The organism is Sinobaca sp. H24, from assembly GCF_023845525.1.
Window position 1 is genome coordinate 132,286 of sequence record NZ_JALBWT010000008.1, and the last position, 20,707, is coordinate 152,992.

Below are 20,707 nucleotides of genomic sequence, written 5' to 3' on the forward strand. Positions count from 1 at the left end.
AGAAAAGAGGAGTGGCAGGGATGAAATTTTTCCATACGGCAGACTGGCATTTAGGCAAGCTGGTTCAGGGCGTTTATATGACCGAAGACCAGGAATACATTTTGGAACAGTTTATCGAAGCGGTGAAAGCAGAAAAGCCGGATGCAGTTATTATTGCAGGAGATCTTTACGATCGGGCGGTGCCGCCAACCGAGGCCGTCCAGCTGTTAAACCGGGTGCTCGAAATCATTGCGATCGAGCTGAACATACCGCTGCTTGCGATCGCAGGCAACCACGACAGCCCGAGCCGCCTGCATTTTGGCCGGGAAGTGATGAAACAGTCCGGCTTTCATATTACCGGGGAGCTGAGCGAGCCTTTTCAGCCGGTCGTGCTGCACGATGATGCCGGTGAGGTGCACTTTCACTTAGTGCCCTACACCGATCCGAGCCAGGTGCGGCTTGCGCTTGAGGACGAAACGGTAAAAACGCATGATGACGCCCTGCGTGCGATTACGGCAAAAATAGAAGCCTCCAAAGATCCAAATGCCCGCCACGTATTTGTAGGGCACGCGTTTCTGACGTCGCACGGGGAAGAAAAGGAAAACACGAGCACGTCCGAACGCCAGCTTTCCATCGGGGGTGCGGATCAGGCAAGTGCCGGGTATTTGGACGGGTTTGACTACGTAGCGCTCGGCCACCTGCATCAGGGGCATTTCGTCGGCCGGCAGACGGTACAGTATTCGGGCTCGCCGCTGAAATATTCTCTTTCCGAACAGACGCACAAGAAAGGCTATCTGGTGGTGGACATTGCTGCCGACGGCACGGTGGAAGTAGAGAAGCGGCTGCTGGAGCCAAAGCGTGACATGTATGCTGTGGAAGGCTATATCGCTGATATTCTGGAGCATGAGATATGTGAAGACTACGTATTTGTGAAACTGCTCGACGAAACCGTGGTACTGTCTGCCATGGAGAAGATCCGCTCGGTCTATCCAAACGCCATGCACGTAGAACGGGAGTTTCCTACGTTGTCTGTAACAGATTCGGAAAGTACGCTGAAAGACCGCACGAAGATGAGTGACTTCGCGCTGTTTCAATCGTTTTACGAAGAAGTGAGAGGTTCGGAAGCAACGGAAGCGACCGAGCAGTTATTCCAGGATGCGCTGCAGGCGCTGAATGTGAAAGAGGGGGAGCGGAAATGAAGCCATTAAAAATAAAAATGACCGCTTTCGGTCCGTATAAAAACCAGGAAGTGATTGATTTTGACGATCTGCAGGATCACAAGCTGTTCGTAATTTCCGGAAAAACTGGCGCGGGTAAGACGTCGATTTTCGACGCGATCTGCTTTGCCCTTTACGGGGACGCCAGCGGGGAAGACCGCAGCGACATCCGCTCGATGCGCAGCCACTTTGCCGAGGATGACCTGCATACTTCCGTTACGTTTGAATTTGAACTCAAAGGCCGCGCGTACCGGGTGTTCCGTCAGCTAGGTCATGTGAAGCAGGGAAATAAAAGCGGCACCGGGGACAAATATGAGCTTTATGAAATTACGAACGGTCAGGAAACCCCGTTAACCGACCGCTTTATCGCCACCCAGGTGAATGAAAAAATCCAGTCGATTATCGGCTTAACAAAAGACCAGTTCAGCCAGATTGTGATGCTGCCGCAGGGAGAGTTCCGGAAACTGCTCACTTCAGAAACGGAAAACAAGGAAGAAATTCTCCGAAAAATTTTCAAAACGAGCTTTTATAAACGGGTCGTCGATCACCTGGACGGCAAGCGCAAAGACATCCAAAAGCAGTTCGATAACCAGAAGCATACGAGAGAGATACATATTGAAAATGCAAAGGCCTCTCTGCCGCAGCGAGAGGAGTCGGCGTTTTTTAACGTTCTCGCGCAGGAGCACTACAATACGAATCAGGTGCTGGACGGGCTGGAGCAGGAAATCTCGTTTTACGAACAGCAGCAGTCGGATACCTACCAAACGTTCCAGACCAAAGCAGAAAGCGTCAAAAAAGTCGAAGCCCAGTTTCACCAGGCGCAGGATCTGAACAAGCGCATCGATACTTTGGTAGAAAAGCAGCAGGAACAACAGCAGCTCGAAGACAAGCAGGAGCAGTTTGCCGCAAAGGAACAGCAGCTGCAACTTGCCGAGAAAGCCGCGCAGCTGGAAGTATATGAAAAGCAGGCAGTGGAGATACGGGAAGAAGCAGCACGTAAACAAAACCAGCAGGAGCAGGCAAGAGCCGCTTATAACAGTGCTTCCGAAAAGCAGAAGACCGCCCAGGCGGTGTTTACCGAAGAAGAAAACAAAGCGCAGCTCCGGGAAGATACGAGAAAAGAACGGGACCGCCTTGAGTCGCATCTTCCCACCGTACAGGAGCTGGAGAGTAAAAAGCAGAACATCCGGCAGTTAAAAACCGAAGAAGAAAAGCTTTCCCAACAGGCAAAATCGAGCGAACAGGAGGTTCAGCAGGCAAGAGCGGAACTGACCAAAAAGCGGGAAGAACTGCAGCCGCTTGAAGAAAACGTCCGCTCCCTACAGGAGAAAACAGAACAATTAAATGACCTCCGTGCAGCGGCTACTATTATGAAAGAATACTTAAAAAAACAGGCGGCGAAGAACGAGGCAGTAAATGAAGTATCAGGATTAAAAGCCATTTATGAAAAAGAAGAACAATCGTTTGAACAGCTGGAGGAGCGCTGGCTTAACGGACAGGCCAGTATTTTGGCAGCGGATCATCTGCATGATGGGAAGCCCTGCCCGGTCTGCGGCAGCGAAGAACATCCGAAATCTGCAGTTCTGACAGACGATATTCCTAGTAAAGATGAGCTGGAAGCTAAGCGCCGCGAGAAAAAGCAGAAGGAAGCCGATTTCACGAACGCCCAGGCGAAAGTACATGCAATACAGGAGCAGGAGAACGAAAAAAAGCAGGAACTGATCGATAACGGCTATAGCCCGGAAAGCGCGGAACAAGATTTTCAAACCATTTCCAGGCAGGGTATTGAGCTGAACCAGAGTATTCAGCAGCTGAAGAAAGATCAGGAAACGATAGATGCATTAAAGGAAACGATTAGAAAAAACGATAAAACGCTTGAAACAAAGGTAGAAGAACAGACAAAAATGACGGAGCGCCTCTCCAATCTGCGTGCCGATTATAAGACGGAAACATCGCTGTATGAGCAGAGCATTGCTTCGATTCCGGAAGAGCTGCGCTCCCTGACACACCTGAAACAAAAAATCGAGGAAACAACCGCGAAGTACGAGAAGCTCGAAGGCGAGTGGAAGCGGGCTCAGGAGGCTAGAGATAAGGCAAAGGAAGCGTTGCTTACCGCAGAAGCAAACGTCAAGCATGCCGAAGAACAGCTTCAGGAGGCACAAAACAAACAGGAAAAAATACAGAACACCTATGAAGAAGCGCTGGAGAAGGCCGGATTTTCTACGGAAGCCATCTATCAGGAAGCAAAGCTTCCGGTGGAAATGCGGGAAGCACTGCAGCAGGAAGTAAAGGACTATCACACCGCCGTGCAGACCATTGCGGTTCAGGTGAAAGATCTGCAGGAGGCATTACAAGACCAGGAACGAATCGATGTAGATGAACTACAGGAAAAACTGCATGCACTCCAGCAGGAGATGGAAGAGGCGAGAACGGCGCATCAGCAGGCAAAAAGCTATCTGAACAACGCTGAACTAGGCAGGGAGAGAATCGCCGCTGCCGAAAAGGAACTGGCGGACGTAGAGCAGGAGTTTCAGCTGATTAAAGACTTGTATGACGTGGTGCGCGGGGAGAATACGAAAAAGATCAGCTTTGAGCGCTACCTGCAGATTGAATTTCTCGAGCAGATTATTCATGCAGCCAATGAACGGCTGAAGCGCCTCGCAAACGGCCAGTACTACCTGATGCGCAGTGACCGTCTGGAGAAGCGTGGCAGGCAGAGTGGGCTTGGTCTCGATGTGCTCGATAACTATACCGGACAGGTGCGGGACGTAAAGACCCTGTCCGGAGGCGAGAAGTTCAATGCCTCCTTGTGCCTTGCGCTCGGCATGGCAGACGTGATCCAGGCGTATGAAGGCGGTATTTCGATTGAAACGATGTTCATTGACGAAGGCTTCGGCTCCCTTGATGAAGAATCCCTGCAGAAGGCCATCGATACGCTCGTCGATCTGCAGCAGTCGGGACGCATGATCGGCGTGATTTCCCACGTGCAGGAAATGAAGCAGGTGATTCCTGCCACACTGGAAGTGAAAAAGACGAAAGAAGGATACAGTGAGACCCGGTTTGTGCTCCATTAACACAAACCTGTCTCTTTGCATGAACGCGTGAGTCGTGTAAAATATATAGGGCTAAGAAAAATAAAAGACCAGTATAAATAGATCTGTTTTTAAATAGAGAATATGTAGATGAAAGGATTGGAATGGGAGTATGAAAGAAAATTTCTGGCGTGACCTGCCGCGGCCGTTTTTTGTATTGGCGCCGATGGAAGACGTGACGAACGTCGTGTTCCGCCATGTGGTGGCGGAAGCGGCACGGCCTGATGTATTTTTTACCGAATTTACCAACACGGAAAGCTACTGCCATCCGGAAGGGATCTTCAGCGTGCGGGGACGCCTGACGTTCACGGAAGACGAGCAGCCGATGGTAGCCCACATATGGGGGAACAAGCCCGAGCATTTCCGGGAGATGAGCATCGGTATGGCAGCGCAGGGCTTCAAGGGAGTCGATATTAATATGGGCTGCCCGGTGCCGAACGTGGCGGCCAAAGGAAAAGGCAGCGGCCTGATCCGCTATCCGGATAATGCAGCTGACGTCATCCAGGCGGCCAAAGCGGGCGGCCTGCCGGTGAGTGTAAAAACAAGACTTGGCTATACGAACGTGGACGAGTGGAGAGGCTGGCTGACGCACGTATTAGAGCAGGACGTCGCCAACCTGTCGATTCATCTGCGTACAAAAAAGGAAATGAGTGCCGTTGAGGCGCACTGGGAGCTGATTCCGGACATCATGGCTCTCCGGGACGAAATAGCACCGGACACTCTGATCACGATCAACGGCGATATTCCGGATCACCAGACCGGGATGGAGCTTGCGACGAAATACGGTGTGGACGGCGTCATGATCGGACGCGGGATCTTCACGAATCCATTTGCGTTTGAAACGGAGCCGAGAGAGCACAGCAGCAAGGAGCTGTTTGATCTGTTGCGCCTGCATCTGGATCTGCATGACAAGTATTCCACTGAAATTGAGCCGATTTCCTTCAAGCCGCTCCGCCGCTTCTTTAAAATCTATATCCGCGGCATCCGTGGGGGCGGAGAGCTTCGCAATCAGTTGATGACTACAGAGACGACGGATGAAGTCCGTGCTCTGCTGAATGAATTCGAAGCCGGCACGTTGAAAAAAGAGAAACAGTTGAATTTGTAAGTAGTATAAGAAAGGCCCATCCGCTGCAGCGGATGGGCCTTTCTTATGTCTCCAGCGCGTTTTTATCAATCACCACATCGCCGTGCTTATCCAATAACGGAGTGAGGGTCACACCCTGCGGCGCCCACGTATGCAGGTAGTGTACTCCTGTCACTTTGTCGATGAGTACCATCACCAGGCCGTAATGATATGTCTGCACGGCGGTTTCTTTAAATCGTTTGTCCTTTGATTCTTGTTTCTTTTTAAACATGGGTTGTTCCTCCTTTGTTAGTCACTGTCCAGCCCGTTTTTCTTGTACATATAAATGAACAATCCCAGCGAAGCGGCGAGCCAGACGATAAGCACGCTCGTGTCCATCAAATTCCACTGATACTCCGCATAGGGGGTGAGGGTGTCGGCCAAATTGGCAAGGACCCCTCCATACGTGAAGTTTAGAATGTTTCCTAAGTCCTCATTGAACATCTTAAGAACAGGAGTGGAGGTTAACAGAATTAAAATAGGCGTACTCACAATAGATGCCTGCGCCTGGTTTTTCGCATAGACGCCGATAATATAGCCGATGATAATACTGATTAAGCTGGCTGCGGTGGTGATAACGAGATACGTCGGAATCGGAATATCACGGAAAGACACGCCGCTTGCCGGTATTAAAAGAATATTGGTCACGACAAGAATAACTAATATCGGAATCATGCTGCCGATAAAATACTCGCCGCCTTTTACAGAAGACGTCATCAGCACCCGGAGCGTATGCTTTTCTTTTTCTTCGGCAATCGGGGAGCTGCTCATGGAAATACCGGCAATCGCAATATTAAAAATCAATCCAAAGCTGAGCAGAAATCCACTTGTGGAAAAAGGCGCGCCGGCTTCCGTTCCGTCGAGTTCCGGCATGAGGTATCCCATAACAATGACGAAAAGGAGGGCGAAGATCGGCGTGAAGAGAATGCTTAAGCCCCCTGCGATCAGCTTCAGCCGCAGCTGCAGCACGGCATTTATTTTTCTAAGTGATAGGTTCAAACCAATTCCCTCCCCGTCGCTTCCAAGAATACTTTTTCTAAATTTGGTTCACAGGAATGAATCGTCACGAGCTGGTCGTTTATGAGCCACTGGTTAATCTGATCGATCGACGCGGTCGTATGAGGAAGCGTCAGCTCCTGTTCATCTTCGAGCAGCACCTGGTAGCGCTTGTCCTGATTGTACTTCAGCGTTAATGCCTTTGGGGAGTCATGCTCCACAATCAGACCGTCATTTAACAGTGCGACGCTGTCACAGAGCTTTGTGGCTTCTTCCATATTGTGCGTGGTTAAAAAGATGGCGGCGCCGTTTTCCTTTAACTCCAGCAGCAGCTCATGAATAGCCTCGGTCGTAACCGGATCAAGTCCGCTCGTCGGCTCATCTAAAAACAGCACCTTCGGCTGATGCAGCATCGCCCTGGACAATATCAGCCGCTGCTTCATGCCTTTGGATAAATCTTTTGCAAGTTTATTCTTATCATCTATCAGGCCGACTCTCGTAAGCAATAGGTCAATCCTCTTTTTGTCCACGTTCAGCAGTTTGGCAAACGCCGTTAAATTATGATATACGCTTAACCGTTCATACAGTCCGCTGTTGTCGGTTACGATGCCTATCTGTTCATAAATGCTTTCATTTATCCGCTCCACGGGATTGCCGAGAACAAATGCCTGGCCGGAAGACTGGGCGAGCTGCCCGGTGAGAATTTTAATGGTGGTGGTTTTCCCGGACCCCGACGGACCGAGAAACCCAAAGATTTCTCCGGCCTGAACCGAGAAGGTAATGTCTTTTAAAGCTGTTTCGTTCTTAAACGTCTTGGATACGTGTTCCACATGAATTAAAGGGTGTTCCATCTGCGCTCTCTCCTCTAGTCAGCATTTAATGGATATCAAACTCCATCTGATGTTAACTGTAAAGAAAAACGCTGGATATGTCGTAAATCCCCGCCGAACAGTAACCATACATGCTGAACGGTACGAAAAAGAGGCTGAAATAACGCTATTTCACCCCCAGCTGTACGCTAAAATTCGATTAATGCCTTCATTTCTTCCAGACGGGACCGGGAAAGCGGCAGCTTGATGTTTGCATTTCCTTTCAAGATTAACATGTAGCTGTTCTTGGAATAGCTCACTAATTCGGACACCCACTGCAGGTTCACAAGGTACGAGCGGTGGCAGCGGAAGAAACCGAAGTTTGTTAGTTTCTCCTCGAGGTCATTCATCGTTAAATCAGTCGGGAAATATTCTTCGCCAATCCGTATCGTGCTCACGCTGTTGATGCTTTCGATAAAATCAATTTCCTCCGGGCTGAAGAAAATCGTTTTGTCTGCCCGCCGGCTCGAGACTTTGTACACTTTATTAGGCTTTATGGTCATTTCCTGTTTATCATCAGGTGCTGATTTTGGTTCAATCGCCAGGTCTGTTTTCTCCAGGCCATCATTGCGGGTGTAGCGATAGATGTCATTACTCAGAAGCAGTAATTCCTCCAGGTAATGGGAGGTGAAGACGACCGCGGTATGCTGGGATTGCAGATGCTCAAGTGCTTTTATATACAGCTCAACGCCTTCGGAGGTGGAGTGGCTCAGCGGGCTTTGAAGAAGCAGCAGCTTCGGGGTAAACAGAGACATGCGAAACAGGCTGATCCGTTTTTTCTGGTCGAGGGAAAGGCGGCTGATTTTTGTGCGCCACACGTCCGACAGCGAAAAGATGCCGATAAATTCCTCCAGCGGCTTTGGGAAATCCGCGATTTTCTTAAAAGTAGTTAAGTAACTCTGTACCGTTAAGCTTTCATATAAAGCGTCCTCCGCGAATTCCGTCAGAATGCCGGTTGTTTCTTTATCAATACGGCCGCTGGTAGGAGAGAGCTCTCCGGAAAGCAGCTTGAAAAAAACGGTGCTCTCCTTGTTCGTCATCTGAATCCCGATCTGGGATGTTTCCTCTATATTCAAATGAATGCCCTTCAGCACGACCTGATTGTCTTCCTGCTTCATGACATCTTCCAGCGTTAGTAACGTCGTCACTCCAAACACTCACTTTCCTGGTGATTTACGTAAGGGATTTATAATAATTATGGGTAGGGTCAATTTAAGTCTCTCATATATTTCTTAAACTTGTGAGACGTTTTTTATATTTCTGACCACTTAGTGGGTTTTTATTATAATTATTTTTAAAAACAAAAACCATACAGATATTGAATATATAGTAAAATATAGAAACACTATAATGAACAATATCCTTACATACAGAAATGAGGCACTTAAGCCATGGAGCACCGTTTAGTCGTCAATTCAGAGTCGGATAATTTATTAAAGGAACTTACCAGTTCACTTCAAACGTGTGATAGCTTCTATTTTGGCGTTGCTTTTGTTAATTTTAGCGGTGTGCAGTTGCTTTTGGATACGTTAAAGGAAGCAGAGAAACGGGGGATTCGAGGGAGAATCATGACCTCTACCTATTTGAATTTCACCGATCCTCAGGCGTTGGAGCGGCTAAAAGAATTTGAGCACATTGACTTAAAAGTGTTTGTCACGGATAAGCAGGTAGGGTTTCACACAAAAGCGTACATTTTCGAATATCCGGATTCATATAAGATTATTATTGGATCTTCGAACGTGACGCAATCTGCTTTAAAAAGTAACGTAGAGTGGAACGTTGAGATTGTTTCGAAGAAACATGCTGCTTTTGTCGAACGAGTGCTGGCAGAATATGAACAGCTGTGGGACCGCAGCATTATCGCGACAGAGACATTTCTGCATGACTACAGGGAAATGTACCGCAACACGGAAAGAGTGGCTTTTACAGCTAATGCTGTTTATGAAAAAGCAAAATATGTGGTTCCAAATTCGATGCAGAGTCGGGCAATTGATAACTTAGATCGACTGCGTGACCTGAAAGAAACAAAAGCACTAGTCATTGCAGCAACGGGAACCGGAAAAACGTATATGTCGGCATTTGATGTAAAGCGTGTTCGGCCTAAACGACTTTTATTTATCGTACATAGAGAAGAAATTCTTCAAAAAGCGAAAGAAACCTTTGAACACTTAATGCCTTCTATTCAGCGCAGCTTCGGGGTTTTAACAGGGACCCAAAAAGACTGGAACGCCGATTATTTATTTGCGAATATCCGAACGCTAGCAAATCATCATACGTCGTTTGAGCCAGAAGCTTTTGATTATATTGTGGTAGATGAAGCTCATCACGCGACAGCCTCTCAGTATGAACACGTGCTTGCTTGGTTTACCCCTCAATTTACATTAGGCATGACGGCTACACCAGAAAGAAGCGACCAGCTGTCTGTGTTTGAACTGTTTGATCGTAATGTCGCTCTAGAAGTTAGGTTGCATGAAGCATTAGCGGATGACATTGTGGCTCCGTTTCATTATTTTGGTATTACCGATCTGTCGGATATTGATTTAACGGACGTTCGGCTAGAAGATACAGCGGAAATTGCGAAAAGGCTGCAGGTCCACAAGCGGGTAGATTTTATTGCAGAACAAATGTCGTTTTATGGTTTTGACGGAGAGCAGCGAAGAGGGCTAGGCTTCTGTGTGAACCGGGAGCACGCCGCCTTTATGGCAGCAGCTTTTAATCAACAAGGCATTACTAGCCAATATTTATCCGGAGAAGACAATGGAGCAGTTAGAGAAGCGGCTATTCGAGATTTAGAAGATGACTCTCATCCTCTGGAGTTTCTATTTACGGTGGATATTTTTAACGAAGGTATTGATATTCCGACTGTGAATCTTGTACTGATGTTAAGGCCGACTCAATCTCCAATTGTATTTATTCAACAGCTAGGACGAGGACTGCGTAAGCACCCTGGAAAACAATTTTTAACCGTTCTAGACTTTATTGGCAATCATACGAAGAGCTTCTTGATTGCGATCGCGTTAAACGGCCAGCGCTACTATGATAAAGAGAGCTTAAAGGTAGCAGTAGCCACTGAGTTTGCTCATGTACCGGGCGCTACTCATATTCAAATGGATAAGATTTCGCAAGAGCGAATTCTAGCCCAGATTGATCAAGAGTCCTTTTACAGCATGGCCTATTTGAAAGAACAGTACATGGAATTTAAGAAAGTTCGTCATGGAAAAATACCATATGAACTGATGGATTATTACACGTATGATGGCGCTCCTGATCCAGTGAAATTTATTCAAAAAGAAGGCAGCTATCTTCATTTTCTTATGAAAATGGAAAAAGAGGATTCTATAATAACGTTGCTTCAAGATGAAGTTTGGGCTAGCGTATACAAAACAATTTCTAAGATGCTACCAATCAAACGGCCGCATGAGTTTAGCTTGTACCTCGCCCTTCTTGAGCAAGACGCTCTATCTATAGAAGAGGCAGCATATGAAATTCGTCATTGGGTAGAGAAAGTAAATAAGGATAGCGTGCAGCACGCGATGCAAAATGTGGTACACGCCTTTTTAGACCAACGTGAAAAAGAACGATCGCCAGCATTGGTGGAATGGCATGAAGAATCCATTATGCGTAGCTCAATTTTAAAAGAGTTACTTCAAAGCGATACGTATAAGCAGTACTTCATCGATTTATTGGAATATGGTCTGCATCGCTACGCTCGAGAATTTGGTAAAAAGACTACGGTACGCCTTTCTTTAAGTTACATGAACAATATCAAATGAGAGACACAGCGGTATTATCGAATGCGACAGTCACTCATTCTTCTTTCCGAGGTTCAGGTCTGCTTCGGAGTGGAAATGATTTATTCTTATTTGTGGATCTTCATAAAGACGCCGGTACGGAAGAACGGTTGATGTACAAAGATGAAATAAAAAGTCCCACTGATTTTCAGTGGGAGAGTCCGAACAATATGACGCAAAACTCTGGACGTGGGACGAGCATTATAGAGCATAAAGAAAAAGGAAACAGGCTTCATTTATTCGTGCGGAAATATAAAACGATAGAAAACAGTGTCGTCGAACCATTTATTTATTTGGGAGAGCTCAACGTAGAGTCTTTTCAAAATGAAAAGCCTGTGATGTTTCAAATGAAGCTGCAGCATCCTATTCCGGCTCAGCTGTATAGAGAGCTTACGGAAAAAGTTTAAGACAGAGAAGCTTTAGCCATTAGCTCTTCTACTGCAGGTACATCAGCTGGCGCCCAGTTCAAAGAAGAGAATAGCTCAGGCGTTAACCAAAGGAGCTTAGCGTGCTCGGTAGCTACTGGTTCTCCGGAAATAAGCTCGGCTTGTAAGCAAATAAGCTCAATGATAAAAGTATCGTATTCGTGAACATGTCGATGAAAAACGTCGCCTGCTTTAATGCTGCAGTGCAGTTCTTCGCTAATCTCACGTTCAATTGCTGTTTGTAGGTCTTCTCCGGCTTCTACTTTACCACCGGGAAATTCCCACAGGTTTGGTAAGGACATATCAGGACTCCTGAGCGCACATAGTAATTCATTTTGATCATTTTCTATAACAGCAGCAACAACGCTGATTTGTTTTTTCGGCATAAGTAGGTCATTCCTTCCAGTGTATGAAGATACAATGAGTATAGCAGTTTGCGGAAATTTCTTCACCACAGATGGTTATTTTCAAATTTATTTGGAAGGGGATAGAACAGCATATAAATAAAGGGGGATTCGATGAAGAGGTTTAAATTAGCTGTTGGGTATATGGCAGTGTTCTTTGTCATAAGCACCGTCATGAGTTACATAATAGAGAATGAATTTAATCAAACTCTAGTGCTTGGACAGGTCATAGGCGGTCTGTTCATTGGTTTGTTTTTAGCGCCTCATTTTAGTGATGCGAATAAAGATAAGCCACAGCGAAAAAAGGCTATGCGTAAAGTTATCACTAATGCAATATATCTTTTTCTCGGGCTTTTCGTCGTTATCTTCAGCATGAACTTTATATTTGATTCCATGAATTGGACAGTAACAGCTATTTCAGGCATTCCTTTGCTTCTTTTTTTGTTGATTAGATTAATGTATCGTAAGAGACAATAAGAGCTGATCGAACAAAATTTTTTATTACGATTCTTTAAACAAAATCGACTTTTTAGGAGGGTGATCTTATATGACAACCTACAAATTTCCTGCCATCTTTGAAACAGATGAGGAAACCCTGACTATTACGATTACGTTTCCCGATCTACCCGGAGCAATCTCCCAAGGAGATGATCTGGAAGATGCGATGTATATGGCCGGCGATGTACTGGTAGGGTTTCTCCTTATAATGATAGAGGATGGGGAAACTATTCCTGAGCCTTCCACTACCGAAACGATTGATCTCTCGGAGAAAGCATACATACAAATGATTGAAGTGGAGCTAACGGAATAAGAGGGATACAGCCATTTCGAATGCAAAAGTACCTTTTTCTTCATATGCTTTTCAAAGAAAGGAAGAAAATTCTATGGGGAAATCAATTCGAGACACAGCTATACAGTAGCTGTCTTTTTTCATAGGGGAATGGGAGTTGGAAGTCATCTACCCGCATCTGGGTACTATTTCCGGGAGGACTGTGTTTGAGTGCATGGAAAAAGAGCAGTACATCTTCCAGCGCATCCGTATTGATCAACCGGATTTCCCGGGCAGTACGATCGTTTATGACTATGATGTGGAGGCTAAGACGTACCTGCAGCATTACTTTGATTCGCGGGGTGTGACGCGTTTCTATCAGATGAGCCTGGAGCATCATACGTGGAAGCTGTGGAGAGAAGCCTCGGATTTTTCGCCGTTGGATTTCTCTCAGCGCTTTACAGGAGAGATCAATGCATCACAGGATGTTATCCAAAGCGCCTGGAAAAAAGCGTATGATGGGATGAACTGGGAGCATGATTTCAGAGTGGTTTATAGTAAAGTCGTTATATAAAAGCAGGGGATGTGTTAACTACACGTCATCTGCTTTTTTGTATTGCTAATTTTTCCATTTATTCTTTTAACTGGTGATGACAAACAAAAAAGAGTGAGGTACTATCATAAGTATACGTTAAAAGGAGGTGAGGAGATTGACTTGGAATCGTCATCGCATTGGGATTATTCTGGGCCCGCTGCTGTTTGCCATGATTTATTTTTTCCCGTCCCTGACCGGTTTAGAGGATGCGCCGCGAGCTGTTCTTGCTGTTACTGTATGGGTAGCGACATGGTGGATTACCGAAGCCATGCCTATTCCTGCGACCTCCTTAATGCCCATATTTTTGTTACCGCTCACAGGAGGGGCAGAAGAGAGTACAGCGACTATGGCCTACGCGGATCCGATTGTTTTTATGTACATGGGTGGTTTTACAATCGCGCTGGCTATTGAAAAATGGGACTTACATAAGCGTATTGCCATGTTTATTCTACTGCTTCTCGGAACCACGAGCAGCAGAATCGTGTTAGGTGTCGGTATTGCTACTGCTTTTCTTTCCATGTGGATCTCCAATGCCGCGACCGCCCTTATGATGCTGCCCATCGCGCTGGCATTGATTACGGAGGCGAAAGACAAAGAATTTTTTAATGAAAAAGACCTGAAGTCCTTTGCAAAGGGACTGCTGTTGACGGTGGCGTATGCGGCCTCCATCGGCGGGCTGGCCACACTTATCGGTTCTGTTCCAAACGCTGTGTTTGTGGGAATTGCCAGCCAGCAGCTCGATCAAACGATTACCTTTTTTGACTGGTTTATCTTCGGGTTTCCTATCACCGTTATTATGATGATTACGTTATATTTTTACATGACCAAGATTAAGTTTTCTGTGCCAAATACGGGAAGTATTTCGGAGAACTTCGCCCAGGATCAGCTCAAGGAACTTGGGCCGATGAGCTACCAGGAAAAAGTAATTCTCATCATTTTCTCCGCTACCGCATTTTTATGGATTTTCGGAGGCTTTATTCCTGGTCTCGACTTGTCTGATACGACGATATCGATGATGGCTGCTGTATCTCTCTTTCTCATTCCAAGCCGCTACAAGGGAAAACGCGGCGGTATTATGGTGTGGGAGGATATGAAACGGCTGCCGTGGGGCCTTCTTCTGTTGTTCGGCGGCGGGCTCTCGCTTGCGGCGGCCTTTGATGAGTCGAACTTAACCGAATGGTTCGGGGATATTCTCGGCGGACTGCAGGTGCTTCCGTATCTGCTGATTATCGTTGTTCTGGCAGCAATGGTGTTGTTTATGACGGAGATTATGTCCAACACCGCGGTGTCGAATATGCTGATCCCTGTAAGCATCGGTCTCGCTCTGGGTATTGGCGTGGAGCCATACGGCATCATGGCCGTTGTAGCTTTGTCTTCATCGTGTGCATTTATGCTGCCTATCTCCACCCCTCCGAACGCTGCCGTATTTAGTTCGGATTTTATTACCATTGACGACATGATTAAAGCCGGTTTCTGGCTGAACATTATTTCGATCATCGTTATTGTTGTCTTCGTTTATTTCTGGCAGCCTGTCGTTTTAAGCTTTTAAGATCCATGCTTACTAGGTATCGCAGTAGGTTAGGGGGTTAGATTCGTTCCATCTTCCTTGGTATATAACGAATAGTAAAATTTTAATTAGTACTCACCGTTAAACGTTCACAAAATGTTCACTTATGAAGGCATACCCAATCCCGCTATACTGACGAAGCAGTTATAGAAAGGGAGTTGGAATGATGTCCGTAAGTATACACAAAGAAGCCAGACTGCCGCAGAATGCGAAGGAAGGTATTCTCTTCTTATTAATTGTTTCATTTCTATCCGTCAATACGATAGCTCCGGTGATTGTCGGGCTGGAGCGGGGATTCTCACTGCAGGTTTATAAAGAAACGCTGGTGATCCTGCCATTTATGTGGCTTATTGTGATGCTGGTCGTCCTGTTTATAGCCAGGCCTATTGTCGGCAAATTAATGCCTGTATTTACCGCCGCAGAGGATGGATTCAATGCCAGGGTGCTGCTGACGATTGTGCTGAACGTGACGATCATTTCTTTGTTAATGACGTGCATCGGCATGTGGGTCGGCACCGGCCGGATCAGCCTCGATCCGCTGCAGCAGTTCATGCACATCTGGCCCCGCAACTTCGGTATCGCCTTCTGGATCGAGATTCTTTTCGCGCAGCCGATCGCACGGTTTGTGATGAAACAGATACATGCGATGCAGGATAGAAAAACGGTTTCTGCTTAAAAAAAGCTTCCTCCGGAAATGATCTGGAGGAAGCTTTTTTGTATGAAATTACCTAAAGGGTGGCAGGTTAAAAGAGATGCCTACAAAATATTTTTTAACTGATTGGCCTGCATTTCCAGTTGATTCGCCGCTTTTTCGATATGTTCAAATTCTTTTACCGCTTCCTGAATGTGCACCTGGTTTTCTTTTGTTCCCTGCTGGGAGCGGACGGTGCCTTCACTGATTTTACTTACTTCTTCGGTAATACCCTTTACGTGCTGGTTCACTTCCTGAATCGAAGACTGCGCCCGGGTGGCAAGCTTGCGTACTTCTTCGGCCACAACGCTGAACCCCAGTCCATGTTCGCCGGCTCTGGCCGCTTCAATGGCGGCATTGAGCGCCAGTAGATTGGTTTGTTCGGCAATTTCACGGATCGTCTGCACGATGCCGCGGATGGACTCCGCCTGGTTTTTCAGTGATTTTAAGATCGTAAGGTTGCTGTTGGCTTCATGCACAATGGCATCGGAGCTTTGCGTAATTTTATCGCTCTTTACCCGTCCCATCTGTGCCCGTTCCAGCAGGTGGTCGGACGTCTGCTTTACTTCGCTTGATAACGAAAGCATGTCATTTTCTCTTGTCGTAATATCGGTAGCGACTTTTACGATGGCCTGAACTTCACGGTTCTCATTAAATACCGGCATGTACGTGGCTTCGAGCGTGATCAGACGGGCATCTCTTGTTAGACGCTGAATTTTATCCTGAAATGAGCGTCCGGACCGCAGTTCTCTCCAAAATGTCTGGTATTCCTGGCTCTGCGCAAATTCAACGGTGCAGAACTGGCGGTGCTGCATCCCGATCATATCAGAGGGGTGGTAGCCCATCGCAAAAGCAAAATTTTCGTTGACCCAGATCACTTCTCCGAGCGGGTTGAACTCCACCATAGCGAGGGAATGTTCCAGCGTACGAAGCACATCCCGGTCTTCTAATACCTGTACTTGAGGGGTGTATTGCATGGTACTTATCTCCTGTCAATTGGTTATTTTTAGTTCTTTATGCTTATTATATACCCCGCTATTTCAAAGTCAAACATAGTTCTTTAGACTTTTTTTCATTTGATAGGGGCACTATATATTAGGAATATTTACCTGTAAAAAACTCCATTCTGGCGTTGGGAAAATATAATGTTGAAAACGGTTTGACAATAATGGAATACTATTCTATATTATTGATAATGATTATCAATTTCAACGTAAGTTTGCATTACATAAAATTAATGGGGGAAGTACATATGAAGATAGGGAAAAATTCAAAAAAAATGTTAAGTCTTACGATTGCATCAGCCGGGATGGCGGCTGTATTAACTGGATGCGGAGGAGGAGAGGAATCCGGTTCCGAAGCGGCAGGTTCTGAAGAGTCCGGTTCTGATGAGTCGATCGTGATTGAGCATGCGTTTGGAGAAACGGTTCTTGAAGAAGCACCGGAGCGGGTAGCGACGATTCAGTGGGGAAACCAGGATACCGTTCTTGCCCTCGATGAAGTTCCGGTCGGTTTTTCTGCAGCTAACTTTGGTCCGGTAAATGAGAACGGCGTGCTGCCGTGGACGCAGGAAAAGATGGATGAACTTGAAGTAGAAGATCCGAACGTATTCCAGGATACAGACGGCCTTGATTTCGAAGCGATCTCCGACAGCAATCCGGACGTTATTTTAGCTGCCTATTCCGGAATCACCCAGGAGGATTACGACCTGTTGAGTGAGATTGCCCCGGTGGTCGCTTATCCGGAAACGCCGTGGACGACATCCTGGCTGACCAGATTACGCTTAATACAAAAGGGATGGAATGGAAGAAGAGGGCGAGCAGCTGATTGCCGACACCGAAGCGCTTATTGAAGAGAAAACAGCCGAGTACGAGGATATCGAAGGCAAAACGGTAGCCTGGGTTAACTTCTCCGCAAATGACCTGTCGGAGATGCATTTCTACACGCCGGCCGATCCGCGCGTTTCCTTTTTAAATGAGCTTGGTCTGGAGAATCCAGAAGGGCTGGACGACGTGATTGAAGACGAGTCGCGTTTTCCATGACGCTGAGCGCAGAGAATGCCGACGTTCTTGATGATGTGGATATCATTATGGGATACGGCGATGAAGCATTGTATGAAGCTGTAAAAGAGGATCCGCAGCTCGGCCAGATCGATGCTATTGAAAATGGAAATGTAGCATTTGTCGATGCGGAGAGCGTTGTAGGTGCTTCCGGCACCCCAACAGCATTGTCTATTTCCTACACAATTGATGATTACTTACAGCTGATTGACGATACGTTAAATGAATCCAATGAATAGCACCTGGAAAAAAGAGAGGCGCTGTCTGTATACATGCCGAAGCACTTAACCACAGTGCTCTTTTTTTTTTTATTCTGTTAATCGCCTGTATTGCCTGTTCGCTTATTTTCGGAGCCAGAACGATCACATGGGATGAATTAATCGCCGGCGTGACTTTTTCAGGTGCGGAATCCTACGGTGCGGGCGTTGTTCAGGAACGTATTCCGCGGACCGTCTTCAGCTTATGCTGCGGCGCGGCCCTTGGCGTATCCGGCGCACTCATGCAGGCCGTCACCCGTAATCCGATTGCGGATCCTAGTATCCTCGGAGTAAATACTGGTGCGGCTTTGTTTGTAGTGATAGGGCTCGCGTTCTGGAATATAAGCACAGCCGGCGAATACATCACAGTCGCGATTATCGGCGCCCTGATCACGGCCGCGTTCGTGTACGGTATTGGTTCCATGGGACCTGCAGGGGCCACGCCGTTAAAGCTGGTGCTGGCAGGAGCCGCGACCAGTGCTGCCCTGTCTTCGCTGATCAGCATGATTATTCTTCCGCGCGGCCATATTATGGATCAATTCCGTTTTTGGCAGGTGGGAAGTGTGGGGTCCGGGAGCTGGGACAGCATTCTGACGTTTCTGCCGATCTTAGTCATTGGGGTTATTCTGGCGATTGGCTCGGCGTCGGCGTTAAATGCGCTGGCGCTGGGAGACGAGGTCGCCACCGGCCAGGGCGTGCGCACGGGTATTCTGCGCATCATCGCCGCTTTTGCCGGCGTGATTTTATGTGGAGCCGCTACGGCTTTAGCGGGACCGATTGGCTTTATCGGGCTGATGTCCACCCATTTTATCCGGCTGCTGCTGGGACCTGATTTACGATTTATTATTCCGCTTTCCGCGATGACAGGAGCGATACTGCTCACGGTCGCAGATATCAGCGGAAGACTTCTCGGAAGCCCGGGGGAACTCGAAGCAGGGGTGGTGACCGCGTTTATCGGTGCGCCGCTGTTGATCTTACTGGCGGTTCGAATGAAGGTGCGGTCGCTATGATAAATACACAAACCATTCATATTATAAAAGCAGAGCGTCGGCAGCGGCAGAGGCGCTGGTTTCTCGTAAATGGGCTGCTGGTGGTGCTCGGACTGGTATTGTGCAGTACGATGCTGCTGCTCGGTAATACGATCTATTCGATCGATGTGGTGATCCGCACGCTTATGGGCGAATCGATTGACGGCGCCTCGTTTGCGATCAACACGATCCGCCTGCCGCGGATGCTGGCCGGACTGCTGGCCGGATTTGCGTTTGGCATCGCGGGTAATGTGTTTCAGACGATGCTGCGCAACCCGCTCGCTAACCCGGAAATTCTGGGCATTACCGCGGGATCCAGTGCGGCAGCGCTGTTCTGTATTCTTGTTCTGCAGACGAGCAACGCCGTCGTGTCGATGTCGTCATTAGTGGCCGGGCTCGTTACCGTGATGCTTATTTACGGCTTTGCGAGAACCGGCACCTTTTCCACAGGTCGTTTAATTCTAATCGGCATTAGTTTTCAGGCGATGCTGGGCGCTTTTATATCATATCTGCAGCTGATCGGCAGGCAGGAGGATTTGTCTGCGGCTCTGCGCTGGCTCAGCGGAAGCCTGAACGGCTCCCAGCTGGATGCGGTGATTCCGCTGCTGATTGGTATTGCCATCTGCGCGCCGATTGTTATAGGGCTTAGCCGCCATTTGAGTATATTGGAACTCGGAGATCAGGCAGCCGTAGCTCTGGGGTTGAATACGAACATTACGAGAATCCTGCTTATTGTAAGCTCTGTCTGTATGATCGCACTGGCTACTTCCGTCACAGGACCGATTGCGTTTGTAGCATTTCTGGCAGGACCGATCGCCAAACGGCTGATCGGCAGCAGCTCGTCAAGCGTGATTCCAGCCGGACTGCTCGGCATGAACCTGGTGCTCGGGGCGGACCTGCTCGGCCAGTTTGCGTTTGGCACGAGATTTCCCGTCGGTATTATTACCGGGGTTCTCGGAGCTCCCTTTTTATTGTTCCTGCTTATCCAAATGAACCGGAGGGGTAATTTATAATGAAATCAGCGCATCAGTTTCAGACCGAACAGATTGTGGCAGGGTATGACCAGAAAATGATATTGGATCACATTGATGTAGAGATCTGCAGCAACCAGATTAATACGATCATTGGGGCAAACGCCTGTGGCAAGTCTACTTTATTAAAAACGATGGCAAGGCTTCTTAAGCCGAAAAAGGGAGACATTACGCTGGATGGCAAAGCGATTCATAAAATACCGTCCAAGCAGCTGGCCCGGATTGTAGGACTCCTCCCGCAGTCTCCGATCGTGCCGGAAGGAATCACCGTAGCCGACCTGGTCGGGCGGGGAAGGTTTCCCCACCAGTCGTTTTTAAAAGGGTGGACGAAAGAGGATTATGAAGCGATCGCCGAAGCGATGGAAACGATGAATATTACCGAGCTTGCCGACCGCAACATCGATGAACTGTCCGGCGGGCAGCGGCAGCGGGTGTGGATTGCGATGGCGTTAACCCAGCAGACGGACATTCTGTTTTTGGATGAGCCGACGACATTTCTGGATATTACCTACCAGGTGGAAATACTCGATCTGCTGACGGACCTGAACCGGAAGTACGGCACCACGATTGTGATGGTGCTGCATGACGTGAACCTGGCGGCACGCTATGCCGATCATATTTTTGCGCTGCGACAGGGACAGCTGATAGCAGAAGGAAGCCCCTCAGAAGTGATTACAGAAGAGCTGATTAAGGATATCTACAATCTGGACTGCCTCGTGATCGAAGACCCGGTGTCACGTTCGCCGCTGGTCGTGCCAAAGGGAAGGTACCATACAGAACAGAAGGAAAAGAACAGGAGATTTTTATAAAAGT

General features: G+C 47.5%; 21 protein-coding genes and 1 pseudogene. 16 read left to right on the forward strand and 6 right to left on the reverse strand.

What is annotated here, in order from left to right; translation table 11 throughout:
- Positions 1 to 20: 20 nt before the first annotated feature.
- From MMY81_RS13025 to MMY81_RS13035, 3 genes are all read left to right on the forward strand, one after another.
- On the forward strand, positions 21 to 1,178 hold the full coding sequence (locus MMY81_RS13025) for an exonuclease SbcCD subunit D (RefSeq protein ID WP_252313242.1): 1,158 nt from the start codon (positions 21 to 23) through the stop codon (positions 1,176 to 1,178).
- On the forward strand, positions 1,175 to 4,270 hold the full coding sequence (locus tag MMY81_RS13030) for an AAA family ATPase (protein WP_252313243.1): 3,096 nt from the start codon (positions 1,175 to 1,177) through the stop codon (positions 4,268 to 4,270). The genes MMY81_RS13025 and MMY81_RS13030 overlap by 4 nt, the downstream gene beginning before the upstream one ends.
- Positions 4,271 to 4,400: 130 nt before the next feature.
- Positions 4,401 to 5,393, forward strand: coding sequence for a tRNA dihydrouridine synthase (locus MMY81_RS13035; protein ID WP_252313244.1), 993 nt, complete (start codon positions 4,401 to 4,403; stop codon positions 5,391 to 5,393).
- Positions 5,394 to 5,436: 43 nt separating this feature from the next.
- Here the strand turns inward: MMY81_RS13035 and MMY81_RS13040 are convergent, their stop codons facing one another.
- The 4 genes from MMY81_RS13040 to MMY81_RS13055 all read right to left on the reverse strand — a co-directional run bounded on the left by MMY81_RS13040 (position 5,437) and on the right by MMY81_RS13055 (position 8,424).
- Complete coding sequence (locus MMY81_RS13040) at positions 5,437 to 5,643, reverse strand: DUF6440 family protein (protein ID WP_252313245.1); 207 nt, start codon at positions 5,641 to 5,643, stop codon at positions 5,437 to 5,439.
- A 17-nt stretch (positions 5,644 to 5,660) separates the two neighbouring features.
- Positions 5,661 to 6,410, reverse strand: a complete 750-nt coding sequence (locus tag MMY81_RS13045; RefSeq protein WP_252313246.1) for an ABC transporter permease — start codon at positions 6,408 to 6,410, stop codon at positions 5,661 to 5,663.
- The gene (locus MMY81_RS13050; protein WP_252313247.1) at positions 6,407 to 7,258 is read right to left on the reverse strand and encodes an ABC transporter ATP-binding protein; all 852 of its coding nucleotides are present in this window, start codon (positions 7,256 to 7,258) and stop codon (positions 6,407 to 6,409) included. The genes MMY81_RS13045 and MMY81_RS13050 overlap by 4 nt, the downstream gene beginning before the upstream one ends.
- A 167-nt stretch (positions 7,259 to 7,425) precedes the next feature.
- Positions 7,426 to 8,424 carry a LytTR family transcriptional regulator DNA-binding domain-containing protein gene (locus MMY81_RS13055; RefSeq protein WP_252313248.1) on the reverse strand — a complete coding sequence of 333 codons (999 nt, stop codon included), beginning with the start codon at positions 8,422 to 8,424 and terminating at the stop codon, positions 7,426 to 7,428.
- Positions 8,425 to 8,667: 243 nt separating this feature from the next.
- Here MMY81_RS13055 and MMY81_RS13060 point away from each other — a divergent pair, with 243 nt between their 5' ends.
- A complete protein-coding gene (locus MMY81_RS13060) occupies positions 8,668 to 11,049 on the forward strand; it encodes a DEAD/DEAH box helicase (protein ID WP_252313249.1) in 2,382 nt (793 codons plus the stop codon).
- Positions 11,046 to 11,474, forward strand: a complete 429-nt coding sequence (locus MMY81_RS35215; RefSeq protein WP_252313250.1) for a DUF3427 domain-containing protein — start codon at positions 11,046 to 11,048, stop codon at positions 11,472 to 11,474. The genes MMY81_RS13060 and MMY81_RS35215 overlap by 4 nt, the downstream gene beginning before the upstream one ends.
- Here the strand turns inward: MMY81_RS35215 and MMY81_RS13070 are convergent.
- Positions 11,471 to 11,878: a (deoxy)nucleoside triphosphate pyrophosphohydrolase gene (locus MMY81_RS13070; protein ID WP_252313251.1), complete on the reverse strand. Its 408-nt coding sequence runs from the start codon at positions 11,876 to 11,878 to the stop codon at positions 11,471 to 11,473. The two genes, MMY81_RS35215 and MMY81_RS13070, sit on opposite strands and share 4 nt — an antisense overlap.
- A gap of 132 nt (positions 11,879 to 12,010) precedes the next feature.
- Between MMY81_RS13070 and MMY81_RS13075 the strand changes: the two genes are divergently transcribed.
- The 5 genes from MMY81_RS13075 to MMY81_RS13095 all read left to right on the forward strand — a co-directional run bounded on the left by MMY81_RS13075 (position 12,011) and on the right by MMY81_RS13095 (position 15,503).
- A complete protein-coding gene (locus MMY81_RS13075) occupies positions 12,011 to 12,373 on the forward strand; it encodes a hypothetical protein (protein WP_252313252.1) in 363 nt (120 codons plus the stop codon).
- Between the two features lie 70 nt (positions 12,374 to 12,443).
- Entirely contained in the window at positions 12,444 to 12,707 is a 264-nt protein-coding gene (locus MMY81_RS13080) for a type II toxin-antitoxin system HicB family antitoxin (RefSeq protein WP_252313253.1), read from the forward strand.
- 136 nt (positions 12,708 to 12,843) lie between these two features.
- Positions 12,844 to 13,239 (forward strand): hypothetical protein, encoded by a 396-nt coding sequence (locus MMY81_RS13085; protein ID WP_252313254.1) that lies wholly within the window; start codon positions 12,844 to 12,846, stop codon positions 13,237 to 13,239.
- A 190-nt stretch (positions 13,240 to 13,429) separates the two neighbouring features.
- Complete coding sequence (locus MMY81_RS13090) at positions 13,430 to 14,809, forward strand: SLC13 family permease (RefSeq protein WP_252313281.1); 1,380 nt, start codon at positions 13,430 to 13,432, stop codon at positions 14,807 to 14,809.
- 181 nt (positions 14,810 to 14,990) lie between these two features.
- Complete coding sequence (locus MMY81_RS13095) at positions 14,991 to 15,503, forward strand: DUF2798 domain-containing protein (RefSeq protein WP_308215318.1); 513 nt, start codon at positions 14,991 to 14,993, stop codon at positions 15,501 to 15,503.
- 80 nt (positions 15,504 to 15,583) lie between these two features.
- Here MMY81_RS13095 and MMY81_RS13100 read toward each other — a convergent pair whose 3' ends face one another.
- Positions 15,584 to 16,495 carry a methyl-accepting chemotaxis protein gene (locus tag MMY81_RS13100; RefSeq protein ID WP_252313255.1) on the reverse strand — a complete coding sequence of 304 codons (912 nt, stop codon included), beginning with the start codon at positions 16,493 to 16,495 and terminating at the stop codon, positions 15,584 to 15,586.
- A gap of 275 nt (positions 16,496 to 16,770) precedes the next feature.
- Between MMY81_RS13100 and MMY81_RS35220 the strand changes: the two genes are divergently transcribed.
- The 6 genes and pseudogenes from MMY81_RS35220 (at position 16,771) to MMY81_RS13120 (ending at position 20,703) form a co-directional block, all read left to right on the forward strand.
- Positions 16,771 to 17,370, forward strand: coding sequence for an ABC transporter substrate-binding protein (locus tag MMY81_RS35220; protein WP_374561812.1), 600 nt, complete (start codon positions 16,771 to 16,773; stop codon positions 17,368 to 17,370).
- Positions 17,321 to 17,560 carry a TroA family protein gene (locus MMY81_RS35225; protein WP_374561815.1) on the forward strand — a complete coding sequence of 80 codons (240 nt, stop codon included), beginning with the start codon at positions 17,321 to 17,323 and terminating at the stop codon, positions 17,558 to 17,560. Before MMY81_RS35220 ends, MMY81_RS35225 begins: the two co-directional genes overlap by 50 nt.
- Positions 17,557 to 17,817 carry a hypothetical protein gene (locus MMY81_RS35230; protein WP_374561818.1) on the forward strand — a complete coding sequence of 87 codons (261 nt, stop codon included), beginning with the start codon at positions 17,557 to 17,559 and terminating at the stop codon, positions 17,815 to 17,817. Before MMY81_RS35225 ends, MMY81_RS35230 begins: the two co-directional genes overlap by 4 nt.
- A gap of 33 nt (positions 17,818 to 17,850) precedes the next feature.
- Positions 17,851 to 18,845: pseudogene (locus MMY81_RS13110) on the forward strand (FecCD family ABC transporter permease).
- Positions 18,845 to 19,876, forward strand: coding sequence for a FecCD family ABC transporter permease (locus MMY81_RS13115; RefSeq protein WP_374561839.1), 1,032 nt, complete (start codon positions 18,845 to 18,847; stop codon positions 19,874 to 19,876). The pseudogene MMY81_RS13110 and the gene MMY81_RS13115 overlap by 1 nt, the downstream one beginning before the upstream one ends.
- Entirely contained in the window at positions 19,876 to 20,703 is an 828-nt protein-coding gene (locus MMY81_RS13120) for an ABC transporter ATP-binding protein (protein ID WP_252313257.1), read from the forward strand. The genes MMY81_RS13115 and MMY81_RS13120 overlap by 1 nt, the downstream gene beginning before the upstream one ends.
- Positions 20,704 to 20,707 lie beyond the last annotated feature (4 nt).